23 protein-coding genes and 1 pseudogene are annotated in these 20,761 nt (G+C 69.9%); 11 read left to right on the plus strand and 13 right to left on the minus strand.

The features are described from left to right. Positions 1 to 137: 137 nt before the first annotated feature. Together ABZS42_RS21635 and ABZS42_RS21640 are read right to left on the minus strand one after the other, a co-directional pair. Positions 138 to 848 carry a DNA alkylation repair protein gene (locus ABZS42_RS21635; protein ID WP_355147922.1) on the minus strand — a complete coding sequence of 237 codons (711 nt, stop codon included), beginning with the start codon at positions 846 to 848 and terminating at the stop codon, positions 138 to 140. 140 nt (positions 849 to 988) lie between these two features. Then, on the minus strand, positions 989 to 1,417 hold the full coding sequence (locus tag ABZS42_RS21640) for a VOC family protein (protein WP_355147924.1): 429 nt from the start codon (positions 1,415 to 1,417) through the stop codon (positions 989 to 991). 6 nt (positions 1,418 to 1,423) lie between these two features. Here ABZS42_RS21640 and ABZS42_RS21645 point away from each other — a divergent pair, with 6 nt between their 5' ends. After that, entirely contained in the window at positions 1,424 to 1,693 is a 270-nt protein-coding gene (locus tag ABZS42_RS21645; protein WP_355148010.1) for a hypothetical protein, read from the plus strand. Between the two features lie 118 nt (positions 1,694 to 1,811). Here ABZS42_RS21645 and ABZS42_RS21650 read toward each other — a convergent pair whose 3' ends face one another. Both ABZS42_RS21650 and ABZS42_RS21655 read right to left on the minus strand, forming a co-directional pair. After that, complete coding sequence (locus ABZS42_RS21650) at positions 1,812 to 2,951, minus strand: GDSL-type esterase/lipase family protein (protein WP_355147925.1); 1,140 nt, start codon at positions 2,949 to 2,951, stop codon at positions 1,812 to 1,814. Continuing rightward, positions 2,951 to 3,529 (minus strand): WHG domain-containing protein, encoded by a 579-nt coding sequence (locus tag ABZS42_RS21655; RefSeq protein ID WP_355147927.1) that lies wholly within the window; start codon positions 3,527 to 3,529, stop codon positions 2,951 to 2,953. The genes ABZS42_RS21650 and ABZS42_RS21655 overlap by 1 nt, the downstream gene beginning before the upstream one ends. A gap of 197 nt (positions 3,530 to 3,726) precedes the next feature. On the opposite strand from ABZS42_RS21655, the gene ABZS42_RS21660 reads away from it, so the two are divergent. Beyond that, positions 3,727 to 5,544, plus strand: coding sequence for a glycoside hydrolase family 15 protein (locus ABZS42_RS21660; RefSeq protein WP_355147929.1), 1,818 nt, complete (start codon positions 3,727 to 3,729; stop codon positions 5,542 to 5,544). A 154-nt stretch (positions 5,545 to 5,698) separates the two neighbouring features. Then, positions 5,699 to 6,043 (plus strand): annotated as a pseudogene (locus tag ABZS42_RS21665) (SDR family NAD(P)-dependent oxidoreductase); the annotation flags it as partial. Positions 6,044 to 6,523: 480 nt separating this feature from the next. Here the strand turns inward: ABZS42_RS21665 and ABZS42_RS21670 are convergent. The 3 genes from ABZS42_RS21670 to ABZS42_RS21680 all read right to left on the minus strand — a co-directional run bounded on the left by ABZS42_RS21670 (position 6,524) and on the right by ABZS42_RS21680 (position 9,421). Further along, on the minus strand, positions 6,524 to 7,315 hold the full coding sequence (locus ABZS42_RS21670) for an alpha/beta hydrolase (protein WP_355147931.1): 792 nt from the start codon (positions 7,313 to 7,315) through the stop codon (positions 6,524 to 6,526). Between the two features lie 107 nt (positions 7,316 to 7,422). Further along, a complete protein-coding gene (locus ABZS42_RS21675) occupies positions 7,423 to 8,862 on the minus strand; it encodes an NAD(P)/FAD-dependent oxidoreductase (RefSeq protein WP_355147933.1) in 1,440 nt (479 codons plus the stop codon). A 1-nt stretch (position 8,863) separates the two neighbouring features. Next, complete coding sequence (locus ABZS42_RS21680) at positions 8,864 to 9,421, minus strand: hypothetical protein (RefSeq protein WP_355147935.1); 558 nt, start codon at positions 9,419 to 9,421, stop codon at positions 8,864 to 8,866. Between the two features lie 290 nt (positions 9,422 to 9,711). On the opposite strand from ABZS42_RS21680, the gene ABZS42_RS21685 reads away from it, so the two are divergent. Beyond that, entirely contained in the window at positions 9,712 to 10,308 is a 597-nt protein-coding gene (locus tag ABZS42_RS21685; protein ID WP_355147937.1) for a TetR/AcrR family transcriptional regulator, read from the plus strand. A 182-nt stretch (positions 10,309 to 10,490) separates the two neighbouring features. On the opposite strand, the gene ABZS42_RS21690 is transcribed toward ABZS42_RS21685, so the two are convergent. Genes ABZS42_RS21690 through ABZS42_RS21700 form a run of 3 tightly spaced genes read right to left on the minus strand, consistent with a single transcriptional unit; the run spans position 10,491 to position 12,000 of the window. Further along, the gene (locus ABZS42_RS21690; protein WP_355147939.1) at positions 10,491 to 10,898 is read right to left on the minus strand and encodes an arsenate reductase ArsC; all 408 of its coding nucleotides are present in this window, start codon (positions 10,896 to 10,898) and stop codon (positions 10,491 to 10,493) included. Next, positions 10,895 to 11,632, minus strand: coding sequence for an MIP/aquaporin family protein (locus tag ABZS42_RS21695; RefSeq protein WP_355147941.1), 738 nt, complete (start codon positions 11,630 to 11,632; stop codon positions 10,895 to 10,897). The genes ABZS42_RS21690 and ABZS42_RS21695 overlap by 4 nt, the downstream gene beginning before the upstream one ends. After that, positions 11,629 to 12,000 carry a metalloregulator ArsR/SmtB family transcription factor gene (locus ABZS42_RS21700; protein ID WP_355147943.1) on the minus strand — a complete coding sequence of 124 codons (372 nt, stop codon included), beginning with the start codon at positions 11,998 to 12,000 and terminating at the stop codon, positions 11,629 to 11,631. Before ABZS42_RS21700 ends, ABZS42_RS21695 begins: the two co-directional genes overlap by 4 nt. Positions 12,001 to 12,075: 75 nt before the next feature. Here ABZS42_RS21700 and ABZS42_RS21705 point away from each other — a divergent pair, with 75 nt between their 5' ends. The 5 genes from ABZS42_RS21705 to ABZS42_RS21725 all read left to right on the plus strand — a co-directional run bounded on the left by ABZS42_RS21705 (position 12,076) and on the right by ABZS42_RS21725 (position 14,572). Then, positions 12,076 to 12,231, plus strand: coding sequence for a hypothetical protein (locus ABZS42_RS21705; RefSeq protein ID WP_355147945.1), 156 nt, complete (start codon positions 12,076 to 12,078; stop codon positions 12,229 to 12,231). A gap of 23 nt (positions 12,232 to 12,254) precedes the next feature. Beyond that, the gene (locus ABZS42_RS21710) at positions 12,255 to 12,728 is read left to right on the plus strand and encodes an ArsI/CadI family heavy metal resistance metalloenzyme (protein WP_355147947.1); all 474 of its coding nucleotides are present in this window, start codon (positions 12,255 to 12,257) and stop codon (positions 12,726 to 12,728) included. A gap of 122 nt (positions 12,729 to 12,850) precedes the next feature. Beyond that, positions 12,851 to 13,102 (plus strand): hypothetical protein, encoded by a 252-nt coding sequence (locus tag ABZS42_RS21715; protein ID WP_355147949.1) that lies wholly within the window; start codon positions 12,851 to 12,853, stop codon positions 13,100 to 13,102. A gap of 78 nt (positions 13,103 to 13,180) precedes the next feature. Beyond that, the gene (locus tag ABZS42_RS21720; protein WP_355147951.1) at positions 13,181 to 13,870 is read left to right on the plus strand and encodes a HEAT repeat domain-containing protein; all 690 of its coding nucleotides are present in this window, start codon (positions 13,181 to 13,183) and stop codon (positions 13,868 to 13,870) included. Positions 13,871 to 14,203: 333 nt separating this feature from the next. Beyond that, the gene (locus ABZS42_RS21725) at positions 14,204 to 14,572 is read left to right on the plus strand and encodes a hypothetical protein (protein ID WP_355147953.1); all 369 of its coding nucleotides are present in this window, start codon (positions 14,204 to 14,206) and stop codon (positions 14,570 to 14,572) included. Positions 14,573 to 14,626: 54 nt separating this feature from the next. Here the strand turns inward: ABZS42_RS21725 and ABZS42_RS21730 are convergent, their stop codons facing one another. Continuing rightward, entirely contained in the window at positions 14,627 to 15,880 is a 1,254-nt protein-coding gene (locus ABZS42_RS21730; RefSeq protein WP_355147955.1) for a hypothetical protein, read from the minus strand. A gap of 156 nt (positions 15,881 to 16,036) precedes the next feature. Here ABZS42_RS21730 and ABZS42_RS21735 point away from each other — a divergent pair, with 156 nt between their 5' ends. Continuing rightward, positions 16,037 to 17,635, plus strand: coding sequence for an NAD(P)/FAD-dependent oxidoreductase (locus ABZS42_RS21735; RefSeq protein ID WP_355147956.1), 1,599 nt, complete (start codon positions 16,037 to 16,039; stop codon positions 17,633 to 17,635). 183 nt (positions 17,636 to 17,818) lie between these two features. Here ABZS42_RS21735 and ABZS42_RS21740 read toward each other — a convergent pair whose 3' ends face one another. Both ABZS42_RS21740 and ABZS42_RS21745 read right to left on the minus strand, forming a co-directional pair. Further along, positions 17,819 to 18,352 carry a hypothetical protein gene (locus ABZS42_RS21740; protein WP_355147958.1) on the minus strand — a complete coding sequence of 178 codons (534 nt, stop codon included), beginning with the start codon at positions 18,350 to 18,352 and terminating at the stop codon, positions 17,819 to 17,821. 133 nt (positions 18,353 to 18,485) lie between these two features. After that, positions 18,486 to 18,737: a hypothetical protein gene (locus ABZS42_RS21745; protein WP_355147960.1), complete on the minus strand. Its 252-nt coding sequence runs from the start codon at positions 18,735 to 18,737 to the stop codon at positions 18,486 to 18,488. 498 nt (positions 18,738 to 19,235) lie between these two features. Between ABZS42_RS21745 and ABZS42_RS21750 the strand changes: the two genes are divergently transcribed. Then, a complete protein-coding gene (locus tag ABZS42_RS21750; protein WP_355147962.1) occupies positions 19,236 to 20,525 on the plus strand; it encodes an MFS transporter in 1,290 nt (429 codons plus the stop codon). Positions 20,526 to 20,761 lie beyond the last annotated feature (236 nt).

The following is a 20,761-nucleotide window of genomic DNA, read 5'->3' on the forward strand; positions in this document are numbered from 1 at the left end:
TGCCGAACTTCCGCCTTCCGCTGCCAAGGATGTGGATCACCCCGACGAGCAGGCCGGGCGTAGGTCATCGGGGCCGCCGGCACCGGTCTCGGAATCGTGACCAGCGGCGTTGCCACCGCTCGGCACGAGTCGAACGGCTAAACCACGCCGGTCAGGTAGTCCCTACGCCGCTGCGGCTCGAACTTCTCGATCGCATAGCGCAGCATGACCCGCGGCATGGCCCGATACCGTCCGGCCAGGAACTCCTCTTCCGCCGCTCTGTCCCGGTTGCCCACCTCGCGCAGCATCCAGCCCACCGCCTTGTGGACGAGGTCGTGCGGATCGCGTAGGAGTTTCTCACTCAGGCGGAGGGTCCAACGGAAGTCACCGGCCTTGATGAAGGCGAAAGTCGCCATGACGGCGATGCGCCGGTCCCACACCAGTTCTGAGCCGGCCAACCGATCCAGGACGCTCCGGTCCTTGTCGATCAGCCACGGACCGACGATGTACGGCGCGGACGAGTCCACCAGGTCCCAGTTGTTGATGTGCCGGGTGTTGGTGAGAACGGTGCGGAAGACCTCCCCCCGCTCCACCTCGTCGCCCTTGGCGAACTTGCGCACCAGGATGAACAGCGCCGTCAGCCGCTCCTCGTGCACGCCGCTGGTCAGCAACTCCGCCGTCTCGGTCAGCGGGAGCTCACGCCAGTACCGGGCAGCCACCCCGCGCTGCTCGGGCACGGAGACCCCGATAGCGGTGTCGCCCTCGCCGTACCCGCCGGGGACCATCTGCAGGAACCGGCTCGACCCCTTCGCGCGCTCCGGGTCGGCGAGGCCGGCGAGTTCGCGACGGACGTCGGCGGTGGTGGCCATGATTGTGCAACCTACCGCGACCACCGATCGCCTGACGCGCTGCGCCCGATGAGAATCGCCGAGTTCGGCGGGGTTCGTACCGCCTACTCGTTGCGGCGAGTAGGCAGTGCGAAAACCTCTATTCGCCGCGGCGAGGGGTGTCAGGCGGGCCGCAGGCAGAAGGGGTGTCCGGCGGGGCTGGCGTAGACGCGGCCGCCCTGGTGCGTGGCGAGATCGGCGTCGTCGACGGGTCGTAGCCGGCGCGCGCCGGATCTGATTGCGGCGCTGTCGGCTGATGTGAGGTCGTCGGTGGTGATGTCGACGTGCATCTGTTGGCTGCCGTCCTGTGGCCACGCCGGCGGGACGTGTCCGGGCGCTCGCTGGATCACGATCGCGGGGAACCCGTCGGCGCGCAGGAAGTGGTGGCTCTCGGTTCTCGTGCTCGATCCGCCGAGCAGGCGGTGCCAGAAGGTGCTTTCGGCGTCCAGGTCGGCTGCGTCGACGAACTCTGCGCCGCCCCCGCGGAACTCCTCGCCCAGCACGCTCCGGAGGAGGCGCTGCGCCGCTTCCTGCTGCTCCTCGTCGACCATGCCGCTATCGGCAAAGGCATGGCCGAGGCGTTGGGGAGCATCATGCTGACGGACTCCCCGATCTTCGACGACGCTCGCACGCGGATGGCGGGATCACTCGATCAGTTGCTCGCCGCGGGAGTGGCGGCGGCCACCGTCCGCGGCGACGTCACCGGGCGCACGCTGCTACGCGCGATGGGCGGCATCTGCGAGATGCGGGCCACGGACGGCTGGCAGGAAGAGGCGCGGCAGATCACGGCGATCCTCTTCGACGGCCTGCGCCGCGTCGCACCGTAGGCACAGTGGGGTCACCCACCTCCGCCTCGCCGGACCGCCGCCCCGGGCCTCTCGGCCCGCTCGGCGAGCCCTGTGGGACCGGGCCCAGGTGGGAGCGCCGGTCCGGCGACGGCCGGGGTCAGCGGGCGAAGAGGCCGGTGCCGGTGAAGGCGTACGCAGCGAACCGGGTACCGATGCGCTGGTGCGCCTCCGGGCTCGGGTGCAGGCCGTCGGGCAACGGAAGTTCGACCGCATCAGCTGGGCCGTACAGGGAGGTGCCGTCGAGGTAGTGCAGGTTCCTGTCGGCCGCGCGGCGGTCCGCCAGCGAACGCAGCTCGCGCCGGATGACCTGGAGCGTCAGGCGCCCCAGCGCGACGTCCCCGGGTGCTCCGGTCGCGACGAAACGCACCTGGTCGGTGCCGATCGAGGCGGGGTCGATCGCGCCCGGGCCGGGCGTGTCCTCGTGGACACCGCAGAACAGGGGTGAGATCAGCACCAGCGGGACCTCCGGGTGGCCGTCGCGGATCGTGTCGAGGAAGCCGTGGACGGCCGGGACGAAGGCCCGTAGCCGCATCGCGTCGAGGTTCACGACGTTGATGCCGAGCTTGACGCTGATGTAGTCGGCCGGAGCGTCACGGATCACGCGGGCCAGGAACGGATCGACGAACGCGCTACCGCCCAGGCCGAGGTTGCGCAGCTCGACGCCGGCATGACGGGCGGCGACGGCCGGCCAGATCTCGCTGGGGGCCAGCGCGTTCGAACCGTGACTGATCGAGCTGCCGTGATGCACCCACAGCGGCATCCTGGCATCGTCCGGCTCGATCGGGGCGTCGGCCCGCAGCTCGATCAGCTCGATGGTCTCGTTGTGCGGCAGCCAGACCTCGATCCGGTGGCGGCCCGCGGGCAGATCGGAGACCCTGGTCGTGTGCGCCTCGCCGACGTGCAGAGCGGTCCGGCCGCTGGTCAGGTCGACCTCGATCCGATCGCCGCCGTCGAGCACGTCGCGGACGACGAGCTCACCATCGGCGTAGACGTCGATGCGCCCACGTGATCGCTCGGCGCCCGTGTAAGCGATCCAGGTCGGGTGAGTCACCAGTTCGAACGCACTCGCCGTCGTCCGGAACACGATGCGTACGCCGGAGGGCTGGCTCTCCATCGAGAGCAACTGGCCGTCCGGGAACTGCTCGCGTACCCAGGCGGGCAGCCGGTGCGGCCGGATGCCGCGCGGGGTGACCTCGACCTCGGCGGCGCCGCGGACGAGTTCGGGAAGAATCTGCATCAGGATTTCCCATCGGTCGGCCAGGAGCGGAAGACGGTGTCGAGCGCATCCAGCGCGCGTCGCCACGAGACGTCGGTCGTGGGCTCGCGATGGCCGAAGCTGCCGCTCGCCTCGAGCGCCAGGAAACCGTTGATGGTGGCGCCGAGCAGCCGGGTGGCGTGCACGAGCTCGGTCTCGGGAAACTGGTAGCCGCGGAGCATCGCCAGAGTCAGCGCGACCAGGTGGCCGGCCGCTTCCGAGTTGACGGTCGAGGGCGCGGCCGGGCGTTGCAGAGCGGCCCAGCGGCCGGGGAACTGGCGGGCGTAGTCACGGTGCGCGTCGGCGAGAGCGATGAGCGCGTCTCGGCCCGAGCGGCCGCCGATGGCTATCGCGACCCGGTCGGCGAGCTCGCCGAGTGCCAGCTCGTGCACGCCGTCGAGCAGCGAGGAGCGGTCGCGGACATGCGAGTAGAGACTCGCGGTCTGCACCCCGAAGCGGCGGGCCAGCGCCGACAGGGTGATCGCGTCGAACCCTTCCCGGTCCGCGAGGTCCGCCGCCGCCGCGATGACGACCGCTGAGGTCAGGTTCGCTCGTGCCATGCCCCCACCCTACTCCCTGTAGGAGAAAACCTATAGCCAGGTGGTTGGGGAGACATCCCGGCGCGGGCCGACCCTGGAGTACGGATACCCGTCTGGCCGACAACGGCAATGCCTGCCGGTGGCAGGTGGGGCCCGAGCCGGCCGTCGGCGGGGCAAACCCCGGGCTTGACGAGCGCCGCCGCGGGTAAGCGCCACGCGTGGCTGTGATCAGTGACTACGCGCTTCTCGGCGACAGTCACGGCGCGGCGTTGGTTTCCTCGGACGGGTCCGTTGACTGGTGGTGTCCGCCGCGGTTCGACGCGCCGAGTGTCTTCGCGCGTCTGCTCGGCCCCACCGGCGGCTTCTGGTCGATCCGACCGCGCGGGCGATACACGACCTCCCGTCACTATCTCGACGGGACGATGGTGCTGCGCACGGAGTTCCACACCGACAGCGGCGTGCTGTGGTTGACCGACGCCCTCAGCCTCGGCGCCGGGGAACGTGGCCACCAGATCGGCTACACGTCCCCGCACGTCCTGTTGCGGCAGGTCGAGGTCGTCGACGGCGCGGTGGACGTGGCGGTCGAGGTCGCGGCCCGGCCGGAGTACGGACTGGTGAATCCCACGGTCGCCGCAAAGCCGGTGGGGATCGAGATATCCGGGGCCGCCGACCGCTTGATCCTGACCGCTGATCGCGATCTCGCCGTCGACGGTTCGCTGGTGACCGGGCGGTTCACCCTGTCAGCGGGGGACAGCGCCGTGTTCGCCCTGCACCACCGCCGGGCCGCTGACCCGCCGACCGTGCCGCTCGACGCGCGTGCCGCACTGCGGGACACCGTTGCCGGCTGGCAGTCCTGGGACCACATCCACCACGACTACCGCGGGCCCTACCAGGAACAGGTCCGGCGCAGCGCCCTGGTCCTTCAGGCGTTGACCTACCAGCCGACCGGTGCGGTGGTCGCGGCGGCCACCACCTCGCTGCCGGAGATGGTCGGCGGCGCGGCGAACTGGGACTACCGGTTCGGCTGGCTGCGCGACGGCAGCAGCACCCTCAGGGCGTTGTGGGTCGCCGCCTGCCCCGACGAGGCGCACCGCTTCTTCGACTGGATGGCCGCCTCCGTCGGATCGTCGGACGAGGGGGACCATGTGCCGATCATGTTCGGCGTGGGTGGCGAGCGGGACCTCACCGAACACACCCTGGAGCACCTCGAGGGCTACCAGGGCAGCCGACCGGTGCGGGTCGGCAACAACGCCTGGCAGCAGAAGCAACTCGACGTGCTCGGCGAGATCCTGGAGTGCACCTGGGTCCTGCGGCACGAACTCGCGGACCCCTCGCCCGCCGCCGTGGGCCTGCTGCGCTCGCTGGCCGACCGGGCCGCCGCGACGTGGCGGGAGCCCGACGCCAGCACCTGGGAGGGACGCGAGGGCGAGCGGCACTACCTGACGTCGAAGCTGCTCTGCTGGGTGGCCCTGGATCGGGCCGTCAAGCTCGCACCGGCCCTGAACGCCGAGGCGCAGGTCCCACGGTGGTCGCGGGCCATGGAGCAGTGCCGCGAGGCGATCCTCGCCGACGGCTGGAGCACCTCGCGTCACGCGTTCACCGGCGCGTTCGGATCCGACCATCTCGATGCCGGGGTGCTCGTCATGCCGATCATCGGGTTCCTTCCGGGTGACGACGAGCGGGTCGTAGCCACCGTGGACACCATCAGACGGGAACTGGGACGCGGCGACCTCGTGCAGCGCTGGACCGGGGCGGGGGAGGAAGGCGCCTTCATCATCTGCTCGTACTGGCTGGCCCAGGCGTTGGCCATGGCCGGGCAGATCGACGCGGCCAAGCAGATCTTCGAGAGTGTCACCGCCCGGGCGAACGACCTCGGCCTGCTGTCCGAGGAGATCGACCGAGGCGACGGCAGCCTGACCGGCAACTTTCCCCAGGCGCTGTCCCACATCGGCCTGATCAACGCCGCCTGGGTCATCGGCCAGGCCGAGTCCGGCACGAAACCGTTGAGCGGACCTGTCGCGCCACCTAGACGGTGACGAGGCCGCCGCCGGGCAGCCGCGTGATCGGTGTGGCGACAACGGTCGTCGCACCGCAGGGATGCCCGGTAGGCCCGGCCGGTCCCGCTCGCTTACGGCTGCCGCGAGCGGGTACGGCTGCGGCGATGCGGCAGCCGCCGAGGGGAGCGTACTGATGGCCGGACGACTGGCGGGCAGGACCGCACTGATAACCGGCTCCGACTCGGGCATCGGACAGGCCACGGCGATCGAGTTCGGCCGGGAGGGCGCGGACGTGGTGGTGCACTACCTGCACGACCACGCTGGTGCGAACCACACGAAGGCCGAGATCGAGAAGACCGGGCGGCGGGCCGTCGTGGTGCAGGGCGACATCAGCGTCGAGCACCAGGTGGAGGCGATGTTCCACGAGGCGCTCGCGGAGTTCGACCGGCTGGACATTCTGATGAACGACGCCGGCGTGGACGCCTCGGGCATCCCGGACGCCGACCTGGACACCGCGACCTGGGACCGGGCCATCCGCGTCCTCGGACATCGAGTAGTGCGGATGCCGGCGCTTCGGATCGGCGGACCCGAAGCGCCGATCCGAGTCCGCCACACCAGCCCGCCGACCTGCTCGTACCCGTGCCGAACTTCGCCGCCGCCACCTTGCCGGCCAGCAGGATCCGCTCGGCGGCCAGCCCGACCAGCGAGGTCAGCTCTTCCGTTTCGCAGCTCTCGCCCGAGATGCCGGCAGGACAGGGCCCAAGCCCGACGTGCGGTGCCTCGTACGCCTGGTCGTCGGCGGTCCCGAGTATCAGCACGCCGCGCCTCTCGGCGCAGTCCCGCCGGAGCCCGACGGTCTCGCGGATCGCGGCCATCCCGCTGTGGATCATGGTGTCTGCTCTCTTCTCCGCCCGCAACGGACAAGGGCGGCGGTCCGCTCGCTGAGGTCGAGCGGACCGCCGCCATCGTTCTCCGGCTCAGGACGTGGTGTTGCGGGGGCCCGTCCAAGCGCCGGGGGTCACCGTGCGGCCTGCTCGATGACCCTGGTCACGGCGTCGGGGCGGCTGAGCAGGACCGCGTGCGAGGCGTCCACCTCCGTGGTGCGGGCGTTGGCACGGGCGGTCATGAACCGCTGAAGATCCGGGTTGATGGCGTGGTCCTGGCGCGTGACGAGGGCCCACGACGGGATGGTGCGGAAGCCCTCCACTGCGCTGGCGTCGGTGACAGCGTCGGTGTTGGCCGGACGTTGAGTGGCGGCGAGGTCGGCGGCGGTGGTCTTGTCCACGTCGCCGGCGAACACGTCGCGGAACTTGGCCGGATCGATGACGACCTCCGTGCCGCCGGGAACCGGGGTCGAGATCAGCGGCAGCGCCGGGGTGGACTTCGCGGCGAGCTCGCCGATGGTCTCGCCCTTGGCCGGAATGAAGCCGGCGATGTAGACCAGCGACTTCACGTCAGGAACGGCAGTGGCGGCGTTGGTGATGATCGCGCCGCCGTAGGAGTGGCCGACAAGGACCTTCGGGCCGTCGATCGTGTCGAGGTAACTCGTGACGTACGCGGTGTCGCTGGTCAGGCCCTGCAACGGGTTGGCGATGGCCCGCACCGGATAGCCGTCATGGCGAAGCCGATGCATGACCGGGGCCCAGCTCGAAGAATCGGCCCAGGCGCCGTGGATGAGCACGACGGTCGGCTTCGGCGACCTGCCCGGCTTGCCGGCGTTCATGGCCATCGCCGGGACGGCCGCCGCACCGAGCAGAGCGAGCGCGGCGGTGCTGACGACGGCCGCACGACGGGAGAAACGCAAACGCATGGAAGATCTGTCCCTTCACGACAGTGGTACGGGAGTTGGCGGCGGCACGACCGGGAAGGCCCGGCCCGTACCGTCGGGAAGCCGGGCGGTGATCCGCACGGCGCAGGTCAACGGCCGTACGTTTCGAGCAGGCGTAGCCACACCTCGCTGACGGTCGGGTACGACGGCACCGCGTGCCACAAGCGATCCAGCGGCACCTCGCCGACGACGGCGATCGTCGCGGCGTGCAGCAGTTCCGCGACGTCCGGACCGACGAGCGTGAAACCGACGATCACGCGCCGGTCCTCGTCGACCACCATCCGGGCGTGCCCCTGATAGCCGTCGGCGTGCAGGGTGGCTCCCGCGACGGCGCCCAGGTCGTAGTCCACGACTCGGATCCGCAACCCGGCCGCCTCGGCGGCCGCCGCGGTCAGCCCCACCGACGCGACCTCCGGATCGGTGAAGACCACCTGCGGCACGGCACGCTCATCGGCGGTGGCCACGTGCCGGCCCCACCGGCCGTCGTCGAGCTTCTCGCCCTTTGCCCGGGCCACGATCACGTCACCGACAGCGCGCGCCTGATACTTGCCCTGATGGGTCAGCAGCACCCGCCGGTTGACGTCACCGGCCGCGTACAGCCACCCGTCGCCGACCGGCGCCCCGTCGTCGTCGAGGACCCGCAGCGTGTCGTCGACCGTGAGCCACGCACCGGGCGTCAAGCCGATCCGGTCGAGGCCGAGGTCGTGCGTGTTCGGCGTACGACCGACGGCGACCAGGAGTTCGTCGGCCTCGACCTGCTCCCCGTCGGCGAGCGTGACGTGCACGGTGCCGTCCGCTGCGCGGCTCACCGACACGGCCTCGGCGCCGAGGCGTACCGACACCCCGGCGTCCCGCAACGACTGCGTGACCCGGTCACCGGCGAACGGCTCCGCCCGCGGCAGCACACCGTCACGGGCCAGCACCGTCACCACCGATCCGAGATTCGCGTACGCGGTCGCCATCTCCGTCGCCACCACGCCACCACCGATGATGGCGAGTCGCCCGGGAACCTCGCTCGCGGCGGCCGCCTCCCGGCTGGTCCACGGTGCCGCCTCGCGCAGCCCGGTGACGTCCGGGACCAGCGCGCTGCTTCCGGTCGTCACGACCACCGCGTGGCGGGCGGTGAGCGAGGTCGAGGCGCCGTCGGCATCGGTCACCTCGACGACCCGGTCGGAGCTGATCCGTCCCTGGCCGCGGTACAGTGCGATCCCGGCAGCGTCGAGCCAGGACACCTGCCCGTCGTCCGACCAGTGCGAGACGAAGGCGTCGCGACGGCCCAGCACGGCGGACGCGTCCAGGTCGCCCGTCACCGCCTCCCGCGCGCCCGGCACCTGCCGTGCCGCCCGGAGCGCGGTCGCGCTGCGCAGCAGCGCCTTCGTCGGCATGCAGGCCCAGTACGAGCACTCACCACCGACGAGTTCCCGCTCGATGACGGCGGCGGTCAAGCCGCCCTGCACGACCCGGTCGGCGACGTTCTCCCCGACCGGTCCCGCGCCGATCACGACCACGTCATAGGTGGTGTTACCCATCTCAGTTGGCCTTCGCGGCCCGGCCGAGGCGGATGGCCGAGAGGAGGAAGAAGATGGCGCCGGGGATGGCGTAGCCGATCGCGTTGGTCAGCGCCGGGTTGTCCGCGGAGGCGGCCGCGAGGAACGACCCGCCGGCGAGTACGGAGATGCCACCGCTGATGATCATCGGCCACTGGCCGCCCATCTTGCGACGGGTAGCACCCACGACCAGCTGAATCAGCCCGGCCACGATCGCCCAGGCACCCCAAACCTGCAGCATCGCTGGGATGCCGAAGGTGCCGGCGACGGCCAGGCCGATCGCGGCGAGCAGGCTGACGGCGATGTTCGCGTACAGCAGGGCCGGCGATCCGGTGGCTCGGGATGCGCGGGCGTCGACGATGGCGGCGGCGACGTCGAACAGCGGGTAGATCACGAAGAGCGTGACGGCGAGAGGGTTGAGGTCTTTGGCGACCGCAAACGTCACGCCGGCCCAGACGATGGCGAACGCGAAGCGGACGAAGTACAGCCGCCGCAGGGCGGAGGCCGTCGTCGAGATGCCAGGGGCGGCAACGGTGGTCATGGTCATCCTTTCGGTGGTTCCTGAGGGGGACCGCCACCAGCACGGGTACGGCCGAAACACCACCCAGTAGAACGAACGTTCTGTCTAATCGAACGTAGCGAGCGCGCGCCGCCCTGTCAAGACCGAACGTTCTACCCACCTGTCTGTGATCGGCTGGGTGCCGCCGAACGTCACGCTCTCGCGTGTCGCCGGCGAGCTGGTGCGTCCAGGGCGTGATCGTGGTCGGGCGGGGTGGGTGTGCCGGCGGTCGGAAGGTAGTGACCGAACGTTCTGTTCGCTACCATGGGAGCATGGTGCGTAGCGAGACTGGAGCCCGGCCGTCCGAGGCGCGAGAGCGACTCCTCGCCACGGCGACCAGGATCTTCTACGGAGAGGGCATCCACTCGGTCGGCGTCGACCGGATCATCGCCGAGGCGAAAGTGACCCGGGCCACGTTCTACCGTCACTTCCCGGGTAAAGAGGACCTCGTCGTCGCTTATCTGCAGGCGGCCGATCAAGCCATCCGCGACCACGTCGCAACGGCCTCCGCCGCCGGCCTACCGGCGCCCGACGCGCTCCGGGCCATCGCGGAGTCGATCGCCCGTGACATCCAGTCCACCGGCTTTCGCGGCTGCGCCTTCCTGAACGCCGTCGCGGAGTATCCCGACCCCGACCACCCCGTGCACCAGGCCGTCCTCGCTCATCGACAGTGGTTCCTCGACACGATCAACACCCTGCTGGCGGACATCCAGGAGAGCGAGGCCGAGCCCGCCGCGCGGCACTTCGTCATGCTCCGCGACGGCGCCATGGCGGCCGGTTGCCTCTTCGACCCGGTGCTGATCTCCGAGACCTTCCTGCGCGGCGTCGAGGGACTCATCCGAACCCACGCCGCGCGCCAGCCGTCCTGAGTCGGGTACCGGACCGGTTTCCATGCCACGAGCAGGTCGAAGAGAGCTCGCGATCGCCGTCCGGAAGGCGGTCGACCGTTCGTCGATCAGTCGCAGCAGGACGGGGAACTCCAGGCCGGACGGCTGGTTTCGGGGCCGCCGCGCCGCGGCCGTTAGCTGCTCTGCTCAGCAGGTCTCGGACGTCACCCCTGGTGCTGAAGGTTGGCGAGTAGGCCGCTGACTCGACTCCGGATATCGTCGCGGACCTGGCGGACGATGTCGATCGGTTGTCCGGCGGGGTCGGTGAGTTTCCAGTCCTCATAGCGTTTGCCGGGGAAGATGGGGCAGCTGTCGCCGCAGCCCATCGTGATGATGACGTCGCTGGCTTCGGCCGTGTCCCAGGTGAGCCGTACCGGGGTCTGGTCGGTGATGTCGATGCCGACCTCGCGCATGGCCTCGACGGCCACCGGGTTGATCTGTTCAGCCGGTTCGCTGCCGGCCGAGCGGACCTCGATGGTGTCGCCGGCAAGGCGGCGTAGCCAGCCGGCGGCCATCTGGGAGCGACCGGCGTTGTGGACGCAGACGAACAGGACTCTGGGCTTGTCGCTCATCGCGCTTCGGTCTCCTGGGCGAGGTGGGGCATGACAACGGAGTCAGCCGCGCTCCCGGCGTGGGGGTACCAGGCGGCGAGCGCGGCGACGGCGACCAGGCCGCCGACGAGTTGGGCGAGCACGAAGCCGGGCACCGAGGTGGGGGCGATGCCGGCGAACGTGTCGGTGACGGCGCGGCCGATGGTGACTGCGGGATTGGCGAACGAGGTGGACGACGTGAACCAGTAGGCGGCACCTATGTAGGCGCCCACCGCGGCAGGCGCTGTGGCGGTCCGGCCGCTACGGGCGAGGGCGAAGACCAGGACGACCAGGCCGGCGGTGGCGACGACCTCGGCGAGCCACAGGTTTCCGCCCGCGCGGTCGGTCTGCGACCACGCGACGGCCGGCAGGTCGAACATGAGATTCGCCAGTATTGATCCGGTGATCGCGCCGGCCACCTGTGCGGTGGTGTAGGCGGCGAAGTCCGAGCCGGTCAGTCCGGTGCCGGTACGGCGGCCGAGCCACCAGTCGACGGCGGACACGACCGGGTTGAAGTGTGCCCCGGACACCGGCCCGAGCATGAGAATCAGCGCGCCCAGTGCGAGGGCGGTGGCGATCGCGTTCTCCAGTAGTTGGAGCCCGACGTCGTCGGGGGAGAGCCGAGTGGCGGTGATCCCGGACCCCACGACGGCGGCGACCAGCAGCGCGGTTCCGACGAATTCGGCTGACGCGCGTCGGGCGAGGGTGAGGTTCACGCGTCGGCGGCGGCGGTCGTGGCGGGCAGGTCGAGCAGCGCGCCGAGCTGGCGAAACGCTTCCGGCCTGACGCGGTACCACACCCACGTGCCACGACGCTCGGAGTCGACGAGGCCGGCTTCACGCAGCACTTTGAGGTGGTGGGAGATGGTCGGCCCGGACAGGTCGAACGCCGGGGTCAGATCGCACACGCACATCTCCGGCGCCGAGGCGATCATCGACATCAACCGCAGCCGGACCGGGTCGCCGAGGGCCTTGAACATCGGCGCGACCACCGCCGCCTGCTCGGCGTCGATCGGGCGGACCGCCAGCGGGGCGCAGCAGGCCACCGCCTGAAGATCCACGACCGGCAGACTCTGTTTCGACATTTCTCTAGCTTGACAGACGTCAAAACAGGCTGCAACAGTGGGGACTGATTCGAAAACCATCTAGACAGGGGCCAGGTGATGATCAAGCTCTTTCGCCGTCGTCATGCCAGCCATCTCCGCGGCTTGACGCTGTGTGAGTCGTGCGGCCAGGTGTGCACCGCCGCCTGCCGCGCCGGCGCCCACTACGAGCGCAGCCGCACCGCCGTACTGCGCGAGTTCTACGTCCGTTGATCCCTGGTTAGCAGGAGGAACTCATGTCCCGTGTCCAGCTCGCCCTGCGCGTATCCGACCTCGAAAGCTCGGTCACCTTCTACTCGAAGCTGTTCGGTGTCGAGCCGGCCAAGCGCCGCCCCGGCTACGCCAACTTCGCCGTCGAGAACCCACCCCTGAAGCTCGTACTCATCGAGGGTGAGGCCGACCGGCCAACCGTCATGGACCACCTGGGCGTCGAGGTCTTCAGCACCGACGACGTCAACGCCGCCACCAAGCGTCTCGCCGACTCCGGTCTGATCACCCTGGAGGAGAACGACACCGAGTGCTGCTACGCCCTTCAGGACAAGGTCTGGGTACGCGGCCCCGGCGACGAGCCCTGGGAGGTCTACACCGTCAAGGCGGACGCCGGCACCCTCACCAAGGCGACCGAGGGTGAATGCCGCTGCGGTGAACCGGGCGGCGCCGAGGCGGAGCAGGAGCCGGCGGCCAGCGGAGCCGTATCCCGCTGCTGCTGAACGGCGCGTGTGCGCGCCTGGCGGGAGGTATCCGTCAGGCGCGCACACGGTTACCCGCCGTTGCGGCGATGCGGGCCGGGACCGGCCGGCGACGGGCGATCGAACATATGTACGATGACCGGGTGGCGAAGGAGCTGGTGGCACGCTGGTGGAACGGGGTGTGGGGACGACTCACCCGGCGTGACGTCTGGCTCGCCCGCGAGGTCCGTTGGCACGTCGTGGCCAGGGCCGGCGACTCCGAGACCGGCAAGGTGCTCCGCTGGGAGTTCGACACCGAGGACGATGCCCGTTCGATGGTGCAACGTCTCGTCCGGGCCGACAGCGGGCAGTGGCGCGAGCAGACCGGCGACGCGGCCACGCAGCCACCGGGCTGAGGCCGACGCGGCAACCGAGGCCATGTCGATGACCTCCGCGACACGCTGATCTTGCGACCGGTGAGTGACACTTGGGGAGTGACGTCTCCGCGCGATCCCGTCGACCTTTCGAAGCTGTCGACCGCGGAGCTGCTTGCGGGTGCGCTAAGCGAGGTGTCGGTGGCGGATCCTGACGAGCCGGTGCCCCACCTGGTCGCTCTGCATGCGCGGCCGACCCGAGAGGTGTTCGACGTCGCCGTACGACTCGTGGCTCGCGACAATCCGGCCGAGCGGGAACTCGGAGTGCGGATCCTGCGGGAGCTCGGCGACCACGACGTCGCCGGTCGTAGGCCCTTCAGCCGTGAGGGCATACCGCTGCTGATCGAACGGCTGGACCGCGAGGCTGATCCGCGTGTCTTGGGCTGGGTGATCTCCGCCCTCGGGTACAACCGCGCCAGGGAGGCCCTGGGGGATGTTCTGCGCTTTGTCGACCACCCGCACTGGCGGGTTCGGTTCCACGTCGCTACGGCGCTGCCGTCGCTGGTGGATGAGGAACGGATAGAGCCCCACGCGGCGAAGGCGTTGCAGCTGCTGTGCCGGGATGACGAGGCCGACACCCGCTACTACGCCCTGGTTGCGCTCATCGAGGAAGCCTCGGGCGTCGAGCCAGAGCTGATCACCCAGACCCTGACCGATCTCCTGAACGACCCCGACGAGCAGATCCGCGAACTCGTGGCAGCCCAGCTCAGCGACGGCTCACCGAAACACGGACCCCGCGAGAGCCCATGACTCACACTCCGGGCTGCACGGATGGAGCCACGGCAGGCAGGGCCATCGCGACTACCCGACCGGCACCGCCTGCGAACTGAACATCAAGGGACAGGCCGAACCCGCGAGCACTACGGCGCGGTACGGCGCCCATTGGGACTTGTCGGCTAGGGCACTCGTCCCGTCCGGGTTTGTCATGGTCGACACCGGGCAGGCCAGCAGAGCTGCAGACATTCGTGGTGCTCGCCGCGAAGGTCGGTGGGGATGGGCTCTCGGCCGAGGAGTCGCGAGGATGGGAAAAGAGCCATGCGATCAAGGTGGGGCCGGTACCTGCTGACTACCAGTGCCGCAGCGATGACCGTGGTGCCGTGGCTGGCCGACTGGAACCGGCGGCACACCTTCGGGCCGGGTTACGGCCCGCATGCTCGGTGGCACGGCACGGCGGAGGTGATCGGGGCAAGCTGCTCCGGTCTCGTGATGCTGTGGCTGCTCGTTCGCGGGGTGCGGGAGGACCGGCGGCTGGCGACGGGTGCGGCGGCCATGCTGCCGCTGCTGCGCTACGGCGCGTTCAACCTGACCCTGGCCGTGCCCGGAACGTCCCCGTACGAGGAGGGCGGCCCGCCACTTCGGCTGCTCGGGCTACCGGCCTCGCTGCTCACGCAGGACGCCCTGATAGCGCTCGCGCTCGCCGGCTACTGGCTGGAGCAGCGCGAAGCGCGGTGATGAAAACGGCTTGCGGCGTCGGATCCGGGCAGCGCCGAGCGCACAGGGTCACGATCAGATGATGAAGTGGGCCCAGTAGGCCAACCAGATTACGAAGAGCGCGACCTGGAGCAGAGCGAGGGCGACGCTCAGCCAGACGTCGACGCTGACGTGCCGGGCCGAGCGGGCCAGTACCAGCGCGACCGGGAACGCGGCGAGGAGGTAGCGCAGCAGGCTCTTGTACACCGGCGGCCCCATCGACAGCGGCACGATCACGATGATCAGCCCGTAGACGAGGTACGGCAGGCCGATCGAGCGGGCGCCCGCGATCAGCACGGCCAGGGCCGCCACCGCCAGGAGCACCCGCAGCGCGTCGGGCGGTGAGCTCAGGCCGTGCCAGACGACCCAGAGCGGGTTCTGCACCGAAATTCCCCAGCCTTCCTCCTGGGCGCGCTTGTAGGCGAACCAGTCCCCGCCCTGCCAGCGGCAGAACGCCATGAAGGTGACCCACCCAGCGGGCACCAACAGCAGCGGCCAGCCGGCGCGTACGTACCCCCGCAGCGCCGGTGGGGTCAGCCGGTAACCATGCTGGCGCAGCAGGACCAGCGCGAGCGGGACCACGACGAGGAACCCGACCGAGCGGCTCATGGCCAGGAAGTAGCCCACTACGCCGGCCACCAGCAGGCGACGCCGCTCGACGTAGTAAAAGGCGGCCAGCGCGAGGCAGAGGAAGAGTGATTCGGTCAGCGCCGCCTGGAACAGGAATGCCGCGGGCAGGAGCACCAGGTAGCGGACGAACCGGCGGGCACCCGCCTCGCCGCCGATGAGCCGCTCCGCCAACCGGTACGCGTAGTAGAGCATCAGCAGGAACGCCACGTTCGCTATCAGGAGCAACGCCAGCGGGGTGTTTCCGCCCAGCAGCGGGGCCAGCGACCGAGCCAGGAACGGGTAGAGCAACGGAAAACCGAAGTCTCTCCACGGCTCGGTGAGCGGCAGCCGGGCCAGGTGGTCGTAGATGAACGAGTCCCAGGCGAACCACAGCGACAACCAGCGGTGCCCGGAGATGTCCCGCTGCTGCTCACGCATGAGCATCTCGTCCGGCGGCGGCGCCCACGGTATTGCGTCGAAGACGTTCAGTGCGAGCACCCCGATCAGGGTGAGCACAACCTTCGTACCGATGAAGACGGCGACCAGGAAGGGCCACGGGGCCGGCACACGGTCCACCATCCGGGCCGCGCCGCCGATCAGGTGACGCGGGGTTCCCGCCAGCCGGGCGCGCCGCGGCGGCGCGCCGCGCCCGGCGACGTCGCCCTGCCCGCTGCCGATCATGTCTCTCCTGGCTCCGGCCCCTCGGCCTGCTGCCACATCCCCACTTCCCGGCGGTTGACACGTCGCGGTCAGGCGGGTGGCGAGATCGGGGTGACATCGCCCGGAGACCGGGTAAGCGGGCGCTCCGTAACGGCCGGGAGCAGGGGAGCAGCGGGGATGGGTGAAGAGCACCGTACGGTGGTGATCGGTGCGGGCCCGGCGGGGTTGACCGCGGCGTACGAGCTGCTCGCCCGGGGTGTCCCGGTACGGGTGTTCGAGGCCGACGAGGTCGTCGGCGGGATCAGCCGCACCGTCGAGCGCGACGGCTGGCGGTTCGACATCGGCGGGCACCGGTTCTTCACCAAGGTGCCCCGGGTCGAGGAGTTTTGGCACGAGATCCTGCCTGAGGAGGACTTCCTGCTCCGCCCCAGGATGAGCCGGATCTACTACCGGGGTTCCCTCTTCGACTACCCACTGAGTGCGGCGAACGCGCTTCGGAACCTCGGCATCCGAGAAGCAGCGCTCTGCATGGGCTCGTACGCCCGGGCTCGGCTGCGCCCGCCGAAGGACCAGTCGCACTTCGAGGGCTGGGTGTCGGCCCGGTTCGGTTGGCGGCTCTACTCGATGTTCTTCAAGACCTACACGGAGAAGGTGTGGGGCATGCCGGCCCACCGGTTGCAGGCCGACTGGGCGGCTCAGCGCATCAAGAACCTGTCGCTGGCCAAGGCGGTGCGCAACGCGCTGCTGCCCCGACGCAACCGCAAGGACGTCACCAGCCTGATCGAGGAGTTCCAGTACCCGAAGTTCGGGCCGGGGATGATGTGGGAGCGCTGCGCCGAGGAGGTGCAGCGGCGGGGTGGCCAGATCGACACCGGCACCTGGGTGACCGCCGTGCACCGTGACCCGGCGCGGCGCCGAGCGGTCGCCGTCACCGTGAACGGCGCGGGCCAGCGGTCATATCCGGTTGGGCACGTCGTCTCGTCCATGCCGATCTCGGAACTCGTCGCCGCCCTGCGCCCCGCCGCCCCACCGGAGGTGCTGGCCGCCGCAGCCGACCTGCGCTATCGGGACTTCCTGACCATCGCGCTCGTGGTGCCCGCGGAATTCTCGTTTCCCGACAACTGGATTTACGTGCACGACCCGGCGGTCAAGGTGGGCCGGATCCAGAACTTCGGTTCCTGGTCGCCGCACCTGGTCAAGGACGGCCGCACCTGCCTGGGGTTGGAGTACTTCGTCTTCGAGGACGACGAGACATGGCGTACACCGGACGCCGACCTGATCGCTACCGGAACTCGCGAACTGGAACGGCTCGGGCTCGTACGGCCCGGCGTCGTCGAGGCTGGGTATGTGGTGCGGATGCCCAAGGCGTACCCCGTCTACGACGAGCGCTACCAGCACAACGTCGCCGTGATCCGGGATTGGCTGGCGCGCGAGGTGCCCAACGTGCACCCCGTCGGACGCAACGGCATGCACCGCTACAACAACCAGGACCATTCGATGCTGACGGCCATGCTGACCGCCGAGAACATCGCCTGCGGCACCACGCACGACGTCTGGTCGGTCAACGTCGAGCAGGACTACCACGAGGTTGCGGGCGGCGACGGCGACGGCCGCCGGGGGACCGGACGGAGCGCGCCGATAGTTCCGGCCCGGCCGCAAACGCTTCCCGCATCCACCCGTGCCGTTGATTGGGGAGCGAGGGCTCGAACCCGAGCCGCAGCCGCTCACGGCGAGCCGCCCGCAGCCGTGCCGCGAGCCCAGGTCCGCCCCGGCTGACGCGTACCCGGCGGCAGCACGCCGAGCACGGCGCCTTCATGTGGCGCACCGCCTCGTCGGTCGTACGCAAATAGGTTCGGTAGTGCTGGGACGCGATCAGCTGCGACTACCGCTGGCTCTCGAGCGACGAAGGGGCCATCTCCGTCAAGGAGACCGCCGGCGGTGCAGCCGGGCGCACCGTGACTATTCGTGGTGAGGGAACGCTCGCGGGTCGCGCTGCCGACCGGGCGGGTAGAAGCGTCGGTGGACCGCAGGGACGAACAGCAGGATCAGAACGATGATCGCCGAGCCCACGAGCAGAGGCGGCCCCAGCGCGTCACCGATGAGGACCCAGGTCGGCACCGAGGTATGCCGAGGCGTGAGGGTGTTCGGGTCGTCCGGGTTGCCGGCGAAGGAACCTTGACCCTTGATGAACGCCAGACCGCAGCAAAGCGCAAACGGGGCGGTCAGGACACAGGTCGTCGTATGTGCCCACGTCCTGCCGCGTACGAGCCCCACCATCGCCAGGAGCAGCCCGGCCACGGCCAGGCCGGACAGGATCGAGGCAAGTTGGTCGATGACTTCGAGGCCGAGGTCGGCAAGACCGTTTCGGTTTGCCGCCTCCTCTGGAGGCAGGTAGTAGACCACGTTCCAATGCGTGAGGTCGTAGATGATCGTCGCGGCGTTGAGCGCCAGGCCGAGCACCAGCAGGCCAACCGCGACCACCGGCGCGAGCACGGGCCACCGCAATACCGACGTCACGGCAGGCCCCGCCAGTAACAGACTCTCCCGAAGATCATTCGACGGACCATACACAGATCCCACCGGTCGGCCGCCGGCCCAAGCGCAGCCGCCCAGACACTCGGTCGCGTCACAGCGGTAGCGGCTCGCTGATCTGCAATTTCGCGTCGAGCGCCACGACAAGACGATCAGCGTGCTCCGGCGCGATCTCCTCGGTCCAGTCACGCCTTGCTCTGAGGAAGCCGACCAGGTCGTACTGCGCCGATCGCAGGAGATCGGGCAGGGCCGGCCGGTCGATATCGACATAGGCCCTGTCCGACGGAGGTGTCGCCTCGTCTTCGCCGTCGGTCCAGATACGGACCACCTTGCCGCGATACTCCACCTCGGGAGCAGGGGAGTGGCCCAGATAGATTGAGAGTCCGTACCGCCATCCCGACCTCGGCGGGTTCCATCGCGTCGTGTAGTCGCAGCCACTCTGTGTCGCATGCTGCGATAGGCCAGAGGTTGATCGGCACAACGCCCGCGCCAACTCGAGCTACCACCGGTTCCAGGGTCAGCGACGCGCCACGATAGCGGCGATGCGAGCACGGCTGGGTGATCTTTTTGCAGAGCTGACGACCGCTGAGCATGCCTCGCACGGTTCAAACAACCCCGATCTTCATCAGTGGCAAGGCCCAGTCCGTGAGCGCTGGCGCAAGCTCGTGCGCAGCCGAATGCTCGTCCGGATTGGCGGCTGCTGCTGCCCAACCTGAGCCCGGAGTCTCGAACGGATCCGAACGACCCCGAACGCCTGCAATCGCCCGGTACGGCGATGGCGCGGCTACGGTCTGCACCGACCGCCGTGATGACAGCCGGTGGTGGGGGCAGGACGGGGGCCGGCGTGACCGAGCGTGCCGCGACGTACAAAGAGGTGTTCGCGGTGCGCGAGTACCGCTACCTGTTCGGGGCGTACCTGCTGTCGCTGGCGGGAGACCAGCTCACCGCGGTGACCGTGGCGTACCTCGTCTACACCGGCACCGGCTCGGCGGCGCTGTCGGCGGCCGCGTACGCCAGTTCCTATCTGGCCTGGCTCACCGGTGGACCGCTGCTGTCCGGCCTTGCCGATCGGTTCCCCCGGAGGCGGGTCCTGGTCGCCTGTGACCTCGCGCGTGCCGCGCTCATCCCGTTGGCGGCGCTGCCCGGCCTCGCGGCGCCCGCCCTGGTGGTGTTGCTCTTCGCGGTCAACCTGTTGCGGCCGCCGTTCGTCGCCGCGCGGGCGGCGTTGATGCCCGAGGTTCTCGACGGTGACCGGTATCCGGTGGCCAACGGTGTGGACAACATCTGCGCCCAGGTCGTGCAGGTGGTCGGGTTCGCCGTCGGCGGAAGTCTGGTGGCGCTGTTGTCGCTGCGCGGCGCGCTGCTGGTGGACGCCGGCACGTTCCTGCTCTCCGCGCTTCTCATCATGATCGGGGTCCGGCGCCGCCCCGCGCCCCGCCCGGCGGTGGACCCGGCAGGTCCCGGCCGAGCTGCCGGTCTCCGGGTGATCTGGAGTGATCCCCGGCTGCGCGCCTACGTCCTCGTTCTCTGGACGGCCAGCGCGTTCACCTACGCCGCGGAGGGGTTGATGGCGCCGCTGGCCAGCCAGTACGGCGGCGGCGCCGGCACGGTCGGACTGTTGCTGGCGGCGGCGCCGACCGGGATGGCCCTCGGCGGGGTGGCTCTCACCCGGCTCTGCCCACCGGCGACTCGGGCGCGACTGATCCTGCCCCTTGCGGTGCTGGCCGCCGGGGTGCTGGCGGCGGTCTGGTTCGTTCCGCCGCTGTGGGTGGTGCTGTCACTGTTGGTGTCGGCCGGCGCGGCGAGCGCCTTCGCCATTCCGCTGAACGCGCTGTTCGGCCGGGCCGTGCCGGCGCAGTACCGGGGGCGCGCGTTCGGTGTGGCCATCACCGGTCTGAGCGGGTTCCAGGGGATGGCGATGGTCATGGCGGGTATGGCCGCGGACCGCTGGGCGGCCACCACGGTCATCGGATTCAGCGGACTGTCGGGCGCGCTGCTGGTTCTCGCTCTCGTACCGCTGTGGCGGCGGCAGCGTGCGTCCGCGCCGGTGACGACCGCGGCGCCGCTCGAACAACTTCGAACAACCTCGATCGCCGGCAGCCCTGTCGCGCAGGCCGGCGGCGGCCGACGCTGAGTTCACTGGGCGGGCACGGGGCCGCCTCGTCAGAGGGGAGGAACGCCATGCGCAGCGTCGGCAAGCGCGGCGTCAGCTGGACCTGACCCGAAGCTCCATCACTCCGCGATGTGCCTCCGGATCCACCCTCATCACCGGAGGAGATCGACGGCGCTGACGAGAGGAGGTGCGGCGATGCGTAAGGACGACTGCGCCAGCTGAGAGAGCACGAGAACCACGGTGGGTGGTCACCGCGA

It is taken from the genome of Micromonospora sp. NPDC005367, assembly GCF_040606825.1.
In the GTDB taxonomy this organism is placed as follows: domain Bacteria; phylum Actinomycetota; class Actinomycetes; order Mycobacteriales; family Micromonosporaceae; genus Micromonospora.